This is a genomic window from Streptomyces sp. Ru71 (assembly GCF_002920535.1).
Classification (GTDB): domain Bacteria; phylum Actinomycetota; class Actinomycetes; order Streptomycetales; family Streptomycetaceae; genus Streptomyces.
On record NZ_PQSS01000032.1, the window covers coordinates 13,420 to 28,918 of the forward strand.

Consider the following 15,499-nt stretch of genomic DNA (forward strand, 5'->3'; position numbering starts at 1 on the left):
CCACGAACCCCAGCCCGGCAGACGCTACTCCCCGGAAGAAACCACCCGCACCGGCAAACCCCCCATCACCGACCTCAACGCCCCGGCCAACTCCTCGTACTCCGCGGAGCGAGCCGCCCCCACCCGCATAGCCAGAGCAACGCGCCGCGTGGGCGCAGGATCGGCGAAATACCCCGTGAGCAACTGACTACTCCGAGCCGTCTCCAGCTTCAACGCGGTCCGCGGCAGCAACGTGCACCCCAACCCCCCGGCGACAAGCTGCACCAGCGTGGACAGCCCGGCCGCCGTCGTGGTCACCGGCGCGTCCTCCCGCCCCGCCTCACGGCAGATGTCGAGCGCCTGGTCGCGCAGACAGTGCCCCTCGTCCAGCAGCAGCAGGTTGAGCTCCTTCAGCGCCTCGCGAGGGATCCCCTCCCGCCCCCCGAGCCAGTGGTCCATGGGCGTGACCAGCACGAAGTCCTCATCGAACAGCGGGAGTTCGACCACCCCCGGCACCCCCAGCGGCACCGCCAGCAACAGCAGGTCCAGCCGCCCGGAGTTGAGCCCCTCCACGAGGCTCGCGGTCTGCTCCTCGTGGACCTGCAGATCCAGGTCGGGATACCGCTCGTGCACCAACCGCAGCACGGTCGGCAGCAGATACGGCGCGACCGTCGGGATCACCCCGAGCCGCAGCACGCCCGTGAACGGCGCCCGCACCGCCTCGGCCTCCTCCAGCAGCGCCCCGACCTCGTCCAGTACGGCCTTGGCGCGCACCGCGAGCCGTTCACCGGCCGGTGAGAGCAGCACCTTCCGCGTCGTACGCTCAAGGAGGGTGACACCGAGTGTCTCCTCCAGCGAGGACACGGCGCCGGAGAGCGCCGGCTGGCTCATGCCGATCGCCGCCGCCGCATCACGAAAGTGAAGATGCTCGGCCACCGCCGCGAACGCCCTCAACTGGGCCAGGCTGGGCTGTTTCCGTTTGCCGCCGGCGCCGCCGGTCACGCTGGTGACGCTCACTGATAGCTCCCTCCGATCAACCCGACCGAGTGTAGCTATTTCCGTAATCAATGCACGGTGTGCCAACATCAACTGCGTCCAACCCATGGGAAACACCCTCAAAAGGGGTGTTTCTTCGCTGCAAGGAGAGCGTGTGCTCACTGTCGGTGACAAGTTCCCCGAGTTCGAACTGACCGCCTGCGTCTCGCTGGAGAAGGGCAAGGAGTTCGAGCAGATCCACCACAAGTCCTACGAGGGCAAGTGGCTGGTCGTGTTCGCATGGCCCAAGGACTTCACATTCGTGTGCCCGACCGAGATCGCCGCTTTCGGGAAGCTGAACGACGAGTTCGCCGACCGCGACGCCCAGATCCTCGGCTTCTCCGGTGACTCCGAGTTCGTCCACCACGCCTGGCGCAAGGACCACCCGGACCTGACCGACCTGCCGTTCCCGATGATGGCCGACTCCAAGCACGAGCTCATGCGTGACCTCGGCATCGAGGGCGAGGACGGCTTCGCCCAGCGCGCCGTCTTCATCGTCGACCCCAACCGGGAGATCCAGTTCACGATGGTCACGGCCGGCTCCGTGGGCCGGAACCCCAAGGAGGTCCTGCGGGTCCTGGACGCCCTGCAGACCGACGAGCTGTGCCCGTGCAACTGGAGCAAGGGCGACGAGACCCTGGACCCGGTCAAGCTCCTGGCTGGTGAGTGAGGCATGTCCCTCGACTCCCTGAAGTCCCGCGTCCCGGACTACGCCAAGGACCTGAAGCTCAACCTGGGCTCGGTCATCGGCAACTCCGACCTGCCCGCGCAGCAGTTGTGGGGCACGGTGCTGGCCACCGCCATCGCCTCGCGCTCCCCGATCGTGCTGCGCGAGCTGGAGCCGGAGGCCAAGGCGAACCTGACGCCGGAGGCCTACCAGGCCGCGAAGTCGGCCGCCGCCATCATGGCGATGAACAACGTCTTCTACCGCACGCGCCACCTGCTGTCGGACCACGAGTACGGCAACCTGCGCGCGGGCCTGCGGATGAACGTCATCGGCAACCCCGGTGTCGACAAGACGGACTTCGAGCTGTGGTCCTTCGCGGTCTCCGCGATCAACGGCTGCGGCATGTGCCTGGACTCGCACGAGCAGGTGCTGCGCAAGGCCGGCCTGGAGCGCGAGGTCGTCCAGGAGGCGTTCAAGATCGCCGCGGTCGTGCAGGCCGTCGGCGCCACGCTGGAGGCGGAGGCGGTTCTCGCCGCGGCCGAGTAAGGCCGCGCCCGGCGCTCGTCGGCCCCCGTGCACCCTCCCGGTGCGCGGGGGCCTTCGCCTTTCAGCCCTGTGCGCGGGCGAGGTGCCGTTCCTAAGCTGGAGGACAACAGCCTGCAGCGAAGGAGGCCCGCCATGGGCGCGCAGTCCCAGGAGCCGGAACCGGTCACCCTGCTCGCCCCGGACGAGCGCAGGCCGGGACCGCCGACGCCGGGCATGGCACGGTCGGAGGCGTTCGCCACGGACGGCATGTGGTCGGGGCTGGTCCGCACCGAGCCCGGCATGGTCTCCGGCTGGCACCACCACGGCGACTACCAGACGGTGATCTACGTCCTGTCGGGTGCGATGAGGATCGACTTCGGCCCGGACGGCGCCGAGAGCGTCACGGCCGGCCCGGGCGACTTCATCCGGGTCCCGCCGGCCGTGGTGCACCGCGAGAGCAATCCGTCGGCGGAGCCTGCCGAGGCCGTCATCGTCCGGGCGGGCACCGGCCCGTCCACCTTCAACGTCGAGACCCCACCGCCCGCCTAGGCCCTGGGGAGGTGCCTCATCAGGCCGACGGGGTCTCCCCCGCGGGCTCCTGCGATGCGGCCGGCTCCGTGGCGGCCGCCTTCGCCGCCACCACGTCCGACGCCGTCGCCCCGCGCGGCCGCGGCGCGTGCCGCATCGCCGCCTCGTGCGAGTACGCCCGCAGATAGCCCGCGACCGAGTTGGTCACCGCCACCAGCGGTACCGCCACCACCGCGCCGCCGATCCCGGCGACCATCCCGCCGGCCGCGACCGACAGCACCACCGCCAGGGGATGCACCCGCACGGCCCGTCCCAGGATGAACGGCTGCAGGATGTGCCCCTCGATCTGCTGCACGGCGAGCACCACGACCAGCGTCATCACTGCGGTGAACACGCCCTGCGTGACGAGCGCCACCACCACCGCCAGCGCGCCGGAGACGACCGCGCCGACGAGCGGGATGAACGCGAACAGGAAGATGAACACCGCGAGCGGCACGGCCATCGGCACGTCGAGGAAGTAGATGCCGAGTCCGATGAAGATCGCGTCGATGAGGGCGACGAGCACCGTGCCGCGCACGTACGCGGTGAGGGTGCGCCAGGCGCGCGGGCCGGCGCCGGCGACACCCGGGCGGGCGGCGGCCGGGACCAGCTTCAGCGTCCACTCCCAGATGCGGCGGCCGTCGTAGAGCAGGAACAGGGTGGAGAAGACGGTCAGCAGGATGCCGGTGAGGGCCTCCACCACGACCTGCACGCCCTCCAGGCCGGCCGAGGTGATCTGGTCGGTGTTGGCGCCGATCGCCTCGCGCAGGTTCTTGGCGATCTGGTTGATCTGCTTGTCGGTGACGTGGAAGGGGCTGTTGAGCAGCCATTTGCGCAGTTCGTCGATGCCGTCCTGGACCTGGTCGGAGAGGTTGTCGATGTTCTCCATGACCTGCCAGCTCACGAACCAGCCGATCAGCCCCATCACGACGAAGCCGAACATCGCCGTCATCGCCGTCGCCAGACCCCGCGGCACGCCCATCCGCGTCAGCCGGGCCACGGTCGGCTGCAGCAGCGCGGTGATGAGCAGGGCGGCGACGAAAGCCAGGATGACGAGCTGGACGGCGCTGATGACCTTCATCAGCACCCAGAGCGTGCCCGCGAGCACCAGCAGCCGCCAGCCCGCCTCGGCGGCGACGCGTACACCCCAGGGCACCGCCTGCGCGGGGTCCGGGCGGTTCGGGACCGTGGGCGCGTAGTCGGGCGGCGGCGGCACCTGCTCGGGCGGCGCGACGGGCTCGGGGTCGGCGTGCTCGCGCTCGAACTCGGCGCGGCGCTCGTCGAGCCGCTCGCTTATCCCGGTCAGTCCGGCGCCGAGCCGACCGAGCCACCCTGGCACTCGCGACATGATCCGTCCTCTTCCCCCGTCTCTCCTCACCACTCCCCCCTGGAGCCGTCGCGTACGACCGTACAGGGCGAAAGCCCCTCCCCCTAGGACGGGGAGGGGCTGCGCAAGGTTGAGAGAGGGGCCGGGCGGGCCTAGTACCAGTGGTTGGCCTGCCAGAACGACCACGCCTCACACGGGCTGCCGTACCGGCTGTTCATGTAGTTCAGGCCCCACTTGATCTGGGTGGCCGGGTTGGTCTGCCAGTCGGCGCCGACGGACGACATCTTGGAGCCGGGCAGGGCCTGGAAGAGGCCGTAGGCACCGGAGGAGGCGTTGACGGCCCGGTAGTTCCAGCTGGACTCGTGGTCCACGATGTTGCTGAAGCACTGGAACTGGCTCGACGACACCATCTGACGCGCCATCGCCTGGATCTGCGCGACGGTGTAGGAGCCCTGGATGGGGAAGCTGGAAGCGTCACGGGCGCTGCGGCTGGCGGCCTTCTCGGCCTCCGCGCGCTCCTTGGCTTCCTTCGCCGCCTTCTCGGCGGCTTCCTTCTTCGCGATCGCGGTCTCGGCGGCCGCCTTGCGGGCCGCTTCCTCGGCGGTCTTCTTGGCGCTCGCGTCCGCGGCGATGGCCTGTGCGTCGGCCTGCTGCGCGAGGGACGCGGTCTGCACCTGGGCCTGCTGACCCGCGGGTATGTCCGCGAGAAGCGTGACGTCGGCTGCCGTCGCCTCGGCGTCGTTCGGCTGCGCGGTGCTGCCCGAGGCAACGCCGACGACGCTTCCGACAGCGGTGACCGCGGTGGCGGAGGCCACTGCGAATCCCCGGACCGAAATCCGGCTCACACGGTTTCCTTCCAGCATCGCCCGCTTCGGTGACCCTGGCGGACGCAATCGTGCCCCTGACACTGGCCTCCCCAACTGCGGGGTCACGGGAGGCGCGGGCCCGGTGGGCAACTCCCGGATCGGGAGCGCCGCGTGGTGCTCGGGCGGCATACGACGGCTGCTATGGAGTTGAAACTTCTGTGGTGCCGTACCGCTGGGGGTACACGTGTGTCGTATGCGGGGCCTGACAGGAGTGAGACTCTGCCGCAACCCGACGCCGCACCGCAATTCCGAGTTGCGTGTGAAAGCTCACATCCCGTTTGAGCCCGGGGATTTCATCGAACGCCCACATACGCCGGCGCCGCCCCGCTAGGCTCTTCGCCTTTGCGGGACGGCGCCAACTCCCGGATATTCGGGATCAGATGCTGCTGTCTTCGAGCATTTCGGTCACAAGCGCCGCGATCTGGGACCTCTCGGAACGATTCAGCGTGACGTGAGCGAACAGCGGGTGCCCCTTGAGCTTCTCCACGACGGCGACGACCCCGTCGTAGCGCCCGACCCGCAGATTGTCCCGTTGTGCCACGTCATGCGTGAGAACGACCCGGGAATTGGCCCCGATCCGGGACAACACGGTCAGCAGCACGTTCCGTTCGAGCGACTGGGCCTCGTCGACGATGACGAAGGCGTCGTGCAGCGAACGGCCACGGATGTGGGTGAGCGGCAGGACCTCCAGCATCCCGCGTGCCGTGACCTCCTCGATGACCTCGCGCGAGGTGACCGCCGAGAGGGTGTCGAAGACGGCCTGCGCCCACGGGCTCATCTTCTCCGCCTCGGTGCCGGGCAGATAGCCCAGCTCCTGGCCGCCGACCGCGTACAGCGGACGGAAGACCATCACCTTCTGGTGCTGGCGGCGCTCCAGGACCGCCTCCAGGCCGGCGCACAGCGCGAGCGCCGACTTGCCGGTGCCGGCCCGGCCGCCCATGGACACGATCCCGACGTCCGGGTCGAGCAGCAGGTCCAGGGCGATGCGCTGCTCGGCGCTGCGGCCCTTGATGCCGAACGCCTCCCGGTCGCCGCGCACCAGGCGGACGTTGCCCTCCGGGGTGATCCGGCCCAGCGCCCTGCCGCGCTCGGAGTGGATGGTCAGACCGGTGTGCACGGGCAGTTCGGCGGCCTCGGGGACGTACAGGCGCCCTTCCTCGAAGAGGATGTCCACCTGTTCGGCCGGCAGGGTGAGTTCGCTCATCCCGGTCCAGCCGGAGTTCTCCGTGATGGCCAGTTCGGCCCGGTACTCCTCGGCGAGCAGACCCACCGAGGACGCCTTGATCCGCAGCGGGAGGTCCTTCGAGACGACGGTGACGTCGAAACCCTCGGCCTGCAGGTTGCGGGCGACCGCGAGGATGCGGGAGTCGTTGTCCCCCAGGCGGTAGCCGGTGGGCAGCACGCTGGGGTCCGAGTGGTTGAGCTCGACCCGTACGGTCCCGCCGAGGTCCCCGGTCGGAATGGGGGCGTCGAGACGGCCGTACCGCACCCGGAGGTCGTCGAGCAGGCGCAGTGCCTGCCGGGCGAAGTACCCGAGTTCGGGATGGTGCCGCTTGGCCTCCAGCTCCGTGACCACCACGACGGGGAGCACGACCTCGTGCTCGTCGAAGCGGCTCAGGGCGTTCGGGTCGGCCAGCAGGACGCTGGTGTCGAGAACGTAGGTGCGCCGGTCTGGCTTGGGGCGCTTTGTGCTGGTCACCACGGAAGGACGTACCCCCTCGGATGAGGTCGGGGAGCGACGAAGTGGAGCTGGGCCGGGAGAGTGGGGGTAGCACAGGCCGGTGGCCGGCCGTCGCCTGCGGCGGGCCGTGAACCGGCCCTCCGCGGCTGCTTCCGTGCGGTGGCCGCACGGTCGGGCTGGTGCAAAGGGCCTCCCGGGCGGACGGCCCCGTGCCGTCCGCTGAGATCCGACGCCCGTGGTTCGGGTGTCGACCTGCTTGCCTTATGCCCTCGAAAATGCGCCGCCATGCCACAGGGCAGGGCGGCGCCGTGGTGAACTCCGTGTTACTTCCGGGTGGAACGGGGTACACGGGGCCTCTCCCCGGGGGTGCGGCGGGGTGTCGCCGTGTCAGCCGCCGGTAACGAGGCCCTCGACGGCCGGCCGGCGGTGCTCAGCCGCCGTAACGGCGGTGGCGGGCCGCGTAGTCGCGCAGCGCGCGCAGGAAGTCGACCTTGCGGAAGGCCGGCCAGAAGACCTCACAGAAGTAGTACTCCGAGTGGGCGGTCTGCCACAGCATGAAACCGGACAGCCGCTGCTCGCCGCTGGTGCGGATCACGAGGTCGGGGTCGGGCTGTTCGCTGGTGTAGAGGTGGCGGCCGATCATGTCGACGTCGACCTGCTCGGCGAGCTCGTCCATCGCCACGCCCCGCTCATGGGCGTCGAAGAGCATGGAGCGCACGGCGTCGGCGATCTCCTGGCGGCCGCCGTAGCCGATGGCGACGTTGACCAGTATCCCGTCGACGTGGGCGGTGGCCTCCTCGGCCTCCTTCAGCGTGCGCTGCATGCCGCCCGGGAGGATGTCGGGGGTGCCGACGTGGTGCACGCGCCAGCGGCCGTCGGCGGCGAGGGAGCTCACGACGTCCTCGATGATGCCGAGCAGCGGCCCGAGTTCGTCCTCCGGGCGGGTGAGGTTGTCCGTGGACAGCAGCCAGAGCGTGACGACCTCCACGTCCGTCTCGCTGCACCAGCCGAGGAACTCCTCGATCTTGTCGGCACCGGCCTGGTGGCCCTGCGCGGTGGTGGATCCCGCGGCCTTCGCCCAGCGCCGGTTGCCATCCATGATGACCCCGATGTGCTTGGGCACCTGGGCGTGGTCCAGGTGGCCTTCCACCCGCCGCGCGTACAGCCTGACCAGCAGGCCGCGCAGCTTGTCGCGCAGGTTCACGTGATTGTCAGCCCCTCCGGTGCGGATCGGACATGCGCGCCGGGCTCGACCGGGCGCGGCACCTGTCCGTATGGCGGTCCCTGAATGGACCCGTCCGTATGGCGGTCCCCGATGGCGAAGCCTACCCCCGCCGGCGGAGTGGGGCGCTCCGGGGTGCCGGGCGTACGGCGGCGCCAGGGGCGGGACGCCGTAGGGCGGGGCGGTGAGCAGCGAAAAGAAACGGGCCGGTCCGTGGGGGGGAGACGGACCGGCCCGAGGGGGGGTTTCCACCATAACCCTTCGTGAGGGCAGGTGGGTGCACCGGCGTGCCACAACTACTCTCCGAAATTGGCCGGCGACACCCTGCTGGGGACAGAAGCCGTGGTCGCGGGGGGTTTCGGGGCTGTGGAGGGCGAGGGGAACACGCCTGCGACCGTCCCCCCGACGGGCGAAGAGAGGGCGAACACACCCTTGACGGCGCCCGGCCGGTCCGGCGCCACGGCCCGGCGGCTGCGGCGATGCGGCAGCGGTACCGCGCAGCCCCCTCCACTGCGCGGTACCGCCCGCGCAGCTTTGCTCACGCGAATCGCCTTGGTCTGAACCTATGCGAGGCACCTGGGTGAAAGCGAGCGGCCCGCGATAACAATGTGGAAACCGCGTGCCGGAGGGGCTTGAGTGAGCCGTGTGAGTGACCGGTCCCGGTGCCCCAGAGGCCGCGCGGACGTCAGACGTCAGTGCGCGGGCTTGCGGGCGTCGAAGAGGTGCCGGGTGCTGTGGGCCACGAACGGTCCCTCGGCCTCGATCCGCTCGTGCAGCGCGCGCAGCTGCGGCTCGTACGCCTCCACGGTGAAGCCGGGGACCATCCAGACCACTTTGCGCAGGAAGTGCACAACGGCCCCGATGTCGTGGAACTCCATCCGCAGCCGCTCCGCGCGCAGCTCGACGACCTCCAGCCCGGCGGCCTCGGCCTCGGCCCGCTCGATGTCCGGGTGACGGCCGCGGCGCGTCTCCTCCGACTGCGGCCCAAGAAAATATTCGACGACCTCGAAGACGCTGCTCGGACCGACGTGCTGGGCGAAGTACGTGCCGCCGGGCTCCAGCACCCGCACGATCTCCGCCCACTGCGGCCGCACCGGATGCCGGCTGACGACGAGGTCGAACGCCTCGTCGGCGAACGGCAGCGGCGCGTCCTCGGGCGAGGCGACGACCGCGACGCCGCGCGGGCGCAGCAGCGCGGTGGCCTTGGCCACGTTCGGCGGCCAGCCCTCGGTGGCGACGACGAGCGCGGGAGCCTTGGCGGCACGTCCGAGGGCGAAGTCGAGCACCTCCCCTCCCCCGGTCTGCAGGTCCAGGGCGGCCGCGGCCGAGGCGAGCCGCTCGGCCATCGAGGTGGCGTACCCCCAGGACGGCCGCTCCTCGGTGGCCCGCCCCTCGAACCAGGAGAAGTCCCAGCCCTCGGTGGGCGCGGCGGCCCCCTCGGCCACGAGTTCCTCGAAGCTGCGGTGGCGGGGCCGATCGTTCATGGGAGAGATCATCGCAAGGCGATGTCAGTGGCCGCTGCTAATTTCCCGGCATGGCGGACGACACGAGTGAAGCGGGCCTGCCCTACCGGGGCGGCGAGAAGGCGACCCTGCGGGCGAGCCTGGACCGGCACCGGGACGCGGTGCTGTGGAAGCTGGAGGGACTGGACGAGGAGCGGCTGCGCCGCCCCATGACACCGTCGGGCACCAGCCTGCTCGGGCTGGTGAAGCATCTGGCCTCGGTGGAGTACGGCTGGTTCGTCGAGACGTTCGGCCGTGAGCCGGAGCCGCTGTGGTTCGACCCGTACGCGGGCGAGGACATGTACGCGTCCGACGACGAGACGGCGGAGCAGATCGTCGCCTTCTACGGCCGCGCCCGCGCCGCCGCCGACCGCACCATCGCCGAGCTGCCGCTGGACGCGGTGGGCAGCCCGGCGTGGCACGAGGGCCGCGAGGTGTCGCTGCGCTGGGTGCTGGTCCACATGATCGAGGAGACCGCCCGGCACGCGGGCCACATGGACATCGCGCGGGAGCTGATCGATGGCAGCGTCGGGCGACCGCCCGCCGGCCTGACCGGCCGCCGTCACGGCAGCAGCGGCCGCACCTCCCGCGCGGCGAACCGCACGAACCCCTCCGGATCGGGCTCGTCCGCCGTCGGCTGCAGTACGACGGTGTCGGCGCCGGCCGCGAGGAACTCCTGGACGGCCTTGGCGACGGTCCCGGCGTCCCCGGCGACACCGACGCCGGGCACGTCGGTGAGGCCCTCGGCGGCCACTTCGGCCCGCACGCGCGCCTGGGCGTCCGGCCCGGTGGCGGCCAGCAGATAGACGACGACCCGGTGCGGATCGCCGAGCCGCCCGGCCGCCTCCCGCCCCTCGTCGATGATCCGCCGGGCCCGCCGCACCGCGTCGGGCGGGTTGTTCATCGTCAGCAGCGTGCCGTCGGCGGCCTCACCGGACAGCCGCAGCGAGCGCGGCCCGGTGACCCCGGCGAGCACCGGCATCGGGGCGGGCGGAGGCCAGTCCAGCGCGACGTCGTCGAGCCGCACGTACCGCCCCTCGGTGCTGAGCCGCTCACCGCGCAACAGGCCGCGCAGGGCGAGCAGATACTCCCGCAGCAGCGTCACCGGCGACTGGGCGCGCGCCCCGACCTGCCCCATCCAGTCCTGCACCCCGTGCCCGACGGTGAGCATCGCGCGCCCGGGGAACATCCGCTCCAGCGAGGCGGCCTCCATCGCCGTGACGGCGACATTCCGCAACGGAACGGGCAACAGCCCGATCCCGACCCGCACCCGCTCACTCCACGCCAGCGCGGCGGCGAGGGTGGAGACACCGCCCTCCAGGAAGCAGTCCTCCCACAACCACAACTCGTCCAGCCCCGCCTCGTCCGCGACACGCACCACGGAACGCAGCCGCTCGGGCGGAAGCTGGGGCCGGAAGACAACGCCTAGTCCAGTCATGCGAGGTTCCTATCGCCGGGTGGGCAGGGTCACAACTGATTTAAACGGCGGGCCGGTTGTCAGCCCGTGGGCTCGTCGGCCGGCTCCTCGAAGGAGAGGGTCCGGAGGATCGCCGCCGTCATCTCGCAGAACTCACCCCAGTAGTCCATCGCAGCCGTGTCCAGGGTGAAGAGGGCTGTGTACGGCCCCGTGGGGAACGGCACGTGCACCTGGATCTGCCCGGTGAGAAGTTCCACCGGCTCACCGGTGCCGGTGATCTCCGGGTGAAGGGTCAGCTCGTTGACCCGGACGCAGGACACCGCCGGACCGCACGGCAGATCGAGCCAGCGCGCATCGTTGCGTGGATCGCCGGAAAGAGCCGCCAGGACGCCCTGGGCCACCACATCCGGATCGTCCTGATCCGTCTGCACCACTGCCGCGGTGAAGGCACAGGGGGCGACACCCCCCTGTCCCTGGCGAACAGACCCATCGCCGAGTAGGCACATCCGTTGTCCACCATCAGCTCGGCCAGCGCGGCGTAGTACGGCGCCGCAGGCGTCCAGATCGTTTCGTCTCCTCGGACGTACAGTTCGCGCACGAAGTCACGAGAGCGTGCCGCTCGCTCCTCCGGTGACGCAGCCAGCGGCAGAGCGTGGAATCCGGTGGGTGCGATGAACGAGAACGGAGGGACCGTCTCGGACGCCACTGCCACCACTGGCGTGGTCATCTCTGCTTCCTTTCCGATCACAGGTCGCCGGGGTCGAAGGCCCCGCGCCCACCGTGTTTGTTCATGAACCAGTACTGCTTCACGACGCCGGAATCAGCGCTCACCGGCTCGTCGGTGGCCACCTCGATGAGGAACTTGCCGCTGGGACGGCGCGTGATGACCGGCTCGGCCGTGAGGTCCCGGTCGGGGACAGAGGTGACGTATGACTCGACGTACGCGCGCTGCCGAGGCGTCAGGGCGCTGAGAGGCACCAACTCGGTGGGATGTGCGAGGTGGCGGAGGACCGTCCAGTACCTGCGTGCGCTCGGTGGGGCGAGTCGACACCAGGAGCCGTCCACGAACTGGATCTTGGCGTCCTCGCCGACACCGCTGAACCGCATCCGCTCGACCCGCGCGATCTCCGCACGGTTCACTTGCCAGAGAACCTCGTCGTGCCCCGGGTCACCGCCCGGCAGGCCGAGGACGAGCAGCCTGCGGTCGGTGACCACGGCATGGGTCCGGTACCTGTCGGGACAGCGTCCCGGGTCCAACTGCCATGGCAGTGTGCGCGCGATGCCGTCCCGAGTCGCCCACATGACGGGGAAGTCATGAACCTCGTTGTCCGGGTCCTGGGGGCGGCCGGGACGGTCACCCGCCCCCGGCAGGAAACTGCCCGTGCCCCCAAGCGCCTCCAGAGCACCTCCGACGAGAACGTAGGCGGCTCGCAGCCCGAACATGCCGGCCTTCCGGACCGGCTGCTCGTCCGTCTCGGGACTGGGAACGAATTCGGGCCCGTCCGGCCACCCTGGCAACTCGCCCTGGATGTCATGGCGCTGATGGTCGCGGAACCACCGCTTCCCGGACACCGTCGGAGCCGTGCCGGTCGCGAAGACGATGGCGTCACGAGCGAGGAGCGTCTCCCCCGGCTCGGGGACCCAGGTAGCCATGGCAACGTACTCTTTCAGTGGGCGGTGGCCGCTTCATGGAAGCGGTCGCCGGGATGGACCGCTTCCCCGATGTGCTGAGGGATGTGAGTGATTTTGGGCGCTATCTTCAGCGTCGCGTCCAGCGCCCTTCCTCCCAGGCTCAGGGGATTGACATCGATCTTTCCTCCGGTGATGAGCTTGAGTCCCTTGGTGCCGATCATCTGCCCTTGGTGATAGCCCGCTTCCGCGAGCCCGGCCAGCCGGCTCATGGCACCACTCTCATGGGTGATGACGCCGATCTTGCTGAACGTCCCACCGAGGACGACTTTCCTGCCGAACAGCGCCAGGCCGCCTTCCACCTTCCCGGCGAGGTCACCGGTCGCGAAGATGTTGCGGGCCCCCGCGGCGAGCTCCGCCCCCTTGAATCCCTTGCCGAACTCGGCGACGGCCCGTGCGGCCGCGACCTCCTTGCTCGCCACCTTGACGCCCTTGCCGAAGGCTCCGATACCGGGCAGAAGGCCCAAGGAGTCCAGGCCCAGGGTCATCCAGCTCACGTCGGCGCCGGCGGCCATGGCCAAGCCGTGCGACAGCAGAGCCAGACCACTCGTGAGGAGCGCGGCCGCGCCGAAGATGGCACCGAGCGGTTCGAACGGCAGCGTGATGATGGCCAGCAGGCCCAGGATGCCGCTCAGGTCGCTGAGCAGGTCACCGACCAACTTGATCAGATCGGCGTGGTCCTTGAGCCAGTCGGTCGTGGCATCCCACGCGTCCGCGATGCCGTGGCCGAGTTTGTCCCAGAAGCCGGGCTCGTCCGGCGCGATGTTGCCGGCTTTGTCGAGTTCCTTGCTGATCTGAGCCGCGGCTCGCCGGAAGCGGTCCTCCAGGTCGTGGACGTCACGGATGACCTTGTCGACCGCCCCGGATGCCTTGCCGAGGTCGTCACTGCCCTCGCTGCCCGCCTTCGCCTTGGCGTCCGCCTCGGCACTGAGCTTTTCTCCGGCCGCCTTTTCCAGACGATCGGCCTCCGTCTGGAACTCCTGGAGCTGATTCGCCCATCGGTGCAGGGCGCGTGAGGCCTTGTCGAAGGAGCCGTGGCTCTTGCGGATCAGCGGGGTGACGTCCCTGCCGACGTACTCGACGAATGCGACCGCCGTCTTGCCCTTCCAGGCCCCGCACTCGATCTGTTCCAACTCACGCAGTGCTGTGCCGAGTTCACCGGCGAGAGCACCGAGTTTCTTGGCGAGATCGCGTGTGTCCTCGACGCTGCCGGGAGTCGGGTCCCAGCCGATGTGGGGAAAGGACGGACGCACCACGTCGCTCACTCGCTGCTCCGATTGACGGACTGGACTTCCTGCACCACCACGTCCTGGTCAGTACCGAACGTGCCGGGCGGAAGGTCACCTCCCTGGCCGGTCGTGCTCGTCCAGCTGATCTTCCACGTGACGGTGGCCTGCAGTTTGTACGCCCCGCTCTCGGAGGAGCGCAGGTACTTGACTCCGCAAGGAGGCGTCCGGTCGGCATTGCCCCTGACATAGGGCTCCCCGATACGGCCGTCGTGGATCTGGCATTCCCCCGAGGCGGGGTACGTGACGGCGTCGCCCGTACCAGGCCGAATCCTCAGCGAAACGGGCTCGGCCGTGGTCGTCGCGCTGATGCCGAGCAGCGGTACGGAAGCGGTGACCGAAACCGGCTTGAACTTGGCGGACTCCAGCCACGCCCATGTGGGAAGGTTCACTTTCGTGACGTTCCTCGGAGCGAGTTCCACCGTGGTGGAGGGAACCCGGATCTCGGCGTATGCGAGCTGTGCGAGCAACTCCGGGCTGATCGCCTGAGGAGTGTCAGCCGGTGGCGCTCCCCCGTCCTTCACCCAGAAGGGCATCTTGTCGCAGTCCTGGGACGCCGGATCCGCTTCCCGGCCCTCAGTCACATATGAGTCCCACCAGTACCCCTTGCCTTCCTGGTCCTTGTTGAAGTCCTTGTAGGGGTCGCCGTTGACGAAGTAGTTCTGTGTCTTCAGTGCCCACTCATGGCTGGGCGAGCTGCTCATCCAGACCTGACGCATCTGCGATTCGAGCTGCTTGGGCGTGTACTTCGGCGCGTAGTAGCAGGCGGGCGGCGTCCAGGATGTCGTCGACGTGACAGAGCCGACGGACCGGCCGCCGCCGTTCTTCGAGCGATCGAACACGACAGCACCCGTGACGGCTGCCGAAAGGGTGTCGCCCTTGGCATGGCCGGAAGCGCTCGCATCCCCGGCTGAGCCCGGATCACCGCCGAGGGAACCGCCTGGAGGCTCCTGGGTTGCCAGCGCACCGGGAGCCGAGCACAGAAAGGTCGCTCCGGCGACGACACTGATCACGACGAGCCGGAGCGCCTTCATGACGGCTGGCACCCCGCAGCACCGCGGGCGGATGTGATCTTCACGAGTTCCCAGACGCCCAGCTTGTTCTTCGTCATCTGAGCGGTGTAGGCGACGTAACTGTCCTTGGTGACCTTCGTTCCCTTGACCTCGCCGGTCTTGATGACCTTGCTGTAGCCCTTGCTCTCGTCTCCGCAGTAGCCGATCGACGCGCTGCTGTCCGACTTCACCTTCACGACGCGGTCGAAGTAGCGGACGGTGCCCGTCACCGTCCAGCCCGCGTCCTTGAACTGCTCCACCCACCGCTGAGCGGCCACGGCGCCCTCACCCTCCGTATAGAACTCCAGAGCGGGGAGCCGAGGATTCTGAGCGACGATTGCCGCATTCAACGCGCGGATGAAGTCCGCGTTGTCTCTCAGGACCGCGTCCTGGACGGGATCGCCGGCCTGTTCAGGGGTGAAGGACAGCTTCACGTCCGAGGGGAGCGTGATCTCCGGACGCTTCCCCGTGGCGGACGGGCTGCTGCTTGGCGCGGCGGATGCGCTGCCCGAGTCAGCACCCGCGATCTTGTCGTTGGCGTCCGACCCGCCGTCACCGCCTCCGCAGGCGGTCAGCAGAAGGGCCGCTGACGCGGTGAGTACAACCGTCGCGAGCCTGGCAGGGCGATTCACTCGTGACTCCAGGTGGCACTAGAGGTCTCTTGATCAGCCAAACGCTATCCAG

15 protein-coding genes and 1 pseudogene are annotated in these 15,499 nt (G+C 69.5%); 4 read left to right on the forward strand and 12 right to left on the reverse strand.

The window, feature by feature from the left end; genetic code table 11:
* Positions 1–24: 24 nt before the first annotated feature.
* Positions 25–996, reverse strand: coding sequence for a LysR substrate-binding domain-containing protein (locus C3489_RS19800; protein ID WP_374936759.1), 972 nt, complete (start codon positions 994–996; stop codon positions 25–27).
* Positions 997–1,129: 133 nt separating this feature from the next.
* Between C3489_RS19800 and C3489_RS19805 the strand changes: the two genes are divergently transcribed.
* The 3 genes from C3489_RS19805 to C3489_RS19815 all read left to right on the forward strand — a co-directional run bounded on the left by C3489_RS19805 (position 1,130) and on the right by C3489_RS19815 (position 2,755).
* Positions 1,130–1,684, forward strand: a complete 555-nt coding sequence (locus C3489_RS19805) for a peroxiredoxin (protein ID WP_103783216.1) — start codon at positions 1,130–1,132, stop codon at positions 1,682–1,684.
* Positions 1,685–1,687: 3 nt separating this feature from the next.
* Positions 1,688–2,227 carry an alkyl hydroperoxide reductase gene (locus C3489_RS19810; RefSeq protein WP_103783217.1) on the forward strand — a complete coding sequence of 180 codons (540 nt, stop codon included), beginning with the start codon at positions 1,688–1,690 and terminating at the stop codon, positions 2,225–2,227.
* Positions 2,228–2,359: 132 nt separating this feature from the next.
* Complete coding sequence (locus tag C3489_RS19815; protein WP_103783218.1) at positions 2,360–2,755, forward strand: cupin domain-containing protein; 396 nt, start codon at positions 2,360–2,362, stop codon at positions 2,753–2,755.
* 19 nt (positions 2,756–2,774) lie between these two features.
* Here the strand turns inward: C3489_RS19815 and C3489_RS19820 are convergent, their stop codons facing one another.
* The 5 genes from C3489_RS19820 to C3489_RS19840 form a co-directional block, all read right to left on the reverse strand.
* Complete coding sequence (locus C3489_RS19820) at positions 2,775–4,121, reverse strand: AI-2E family transporter (RefSeq protein ID WP_103783219.1); 1,347 nt, start codon at positions 4,119–4,121, stop codon at positions 2,775–2,777.
* Positions 4,122–4,252: 131 nt separating this feature from the next.
* The gene (locus C3489_RS19825; protein WP_181139753.1) at positions 4,253–4,963 is read right to left on the reverse strand and encodes a transglycosylase SLT domain-containing protein; all 711 of its coding nucleotides are present in this window, start codon (positions 4,961–4,963) and stop codon (positions 4,253–4,255) included.
* A 379-nt stretch (positions 4,964–5,342) separates the two neighbouring features.
* Positions 5,343–6,668, reverse strand: coding sequence for a PhoH family protein (locus C3489_RS19830; RefSeq protein ID WP_103783221.1), 1,326 nt, complete (start codon positions 6,666–6,668; stop codon positions 5,343–5,345).
* A gap of 409 nt (positions 6,669–7,077) precedes the next feature.
* Positions 7,078–7,851 (reverse strand): isoprenyl transferase, encoded by a 774-nt coding sequence (locus tag C3489_RS19835; RefSeq protein WP_103783222.1) that lies wholly within the window; start codon positions 7,849–7,851, stop codon positions 7,078–7,080.
* 710 nt (positions 7,852–8,561) lie between these two features.
* Positions 8,562–9,353, reverse strand: a complete 792-nt coding sequence (locus C3489_RS19840; RefSeq protein WP_103783223.1) for a class I SAM-dependent methyltransferase — start codon at positions 9,351–9,353, stop codon at positions 8,562–8,564.
* A gap of 50 nt (positions 9,354–9,403) precedes the next feature.
* Here C3489_RS19840 and C3489_RS39435 point away from each other — a divergent pair.
* Positions 9,404–9,913: pseudogene (locus C3489_RS39435) on the forward strand (DinB family protein); the annotation flags it as partial.
* A 20-nt stretch (positions 9,914–9,933) separates the two neighbouring features.
* On the opposite strand, the gene C3489_RS39440 reads toward C3489_RS39435, so the two are convergent.
* From C3489_RS39440 to C3489_RS19875, 6 genes are all read right to left on the reverse strand, one after another.
* Positions 9,934–10,809, reverse strand: a complete 876-nt coding sequence (locus C3489_RS39440) for an LLM class flavin-dependent oxidoreductase (protein WP_103783225.1) — start codon at positions 10,807–10,809, stop codon at positions 9,934–9,936.
* Positions 10,810–10,868: 59 nt separating this feature from the next.
* Positions 10,869–11,219, reverse strand: coding sequence for a hypothetical protein (locus C3489_RS39445; RefSeq protein WP_258054864.1), 351 nt, complete (start codon positions 11,217–11,219; stop codon positions 10,869–10,871).
* A 313-nt stretch (positions 11,220–11,532) separates the two neighbouring features.
* Positions 11,533–12,441, reverse strand: coding sequence for a hypothetical protein (locus tag C3489_RS19860; protein WP_103783226.1), 909 nt, complete (start codon positions 12,439–12,441; stop codon positions 11,533–11,535).
* A gap of 14 nt (positions 12,442–12,455) precedes the next feature.
* Positions 12,456–13,742 (reverse strand): enoyl-CoA hydratase/isomerase family protein, encoded by a 1,287-nt coding sequence (locus C3489_RS19865; RefSeq protein WP_308460813.1) that lies wholly within the window; start codon positions 13,740–13,742, stop codon positions 12,456–12,458.
* The gene (locus C3489_RS19870; protein ID WP_181139754.1) at positions 13,739–14,797 is read right to left on the reverse strand and encodes a hypothetical protein; all 1,059 of its coding nucleotides are present in this window, start codon (positions 14,795–14,797) and stop codon (positions 13,739–13,741) included. Before C3489_RS19870 ends, C3489_RS19865 begins: the two co-directional genes overlap by 4 nt.
* Positions 14,794–15,447 carry a hypothetical protein gene (locus tag C3489_RS19875; protein WP_103783228.1) on the reverse strand — a complete coding sequence of 218 codons (654 nt, stop codon included), beginning with the start codon at positions 15,445–15,447 and terminating at the stop codon, positions 14,794–14,796. The genes C3489_RS19870 and C3489_RS19875 overlap by 4 nt, the downstream gene beginning before the upstream one ends.
* Positions 15,448–15,499: the final 52 nt, after the last annotated feature.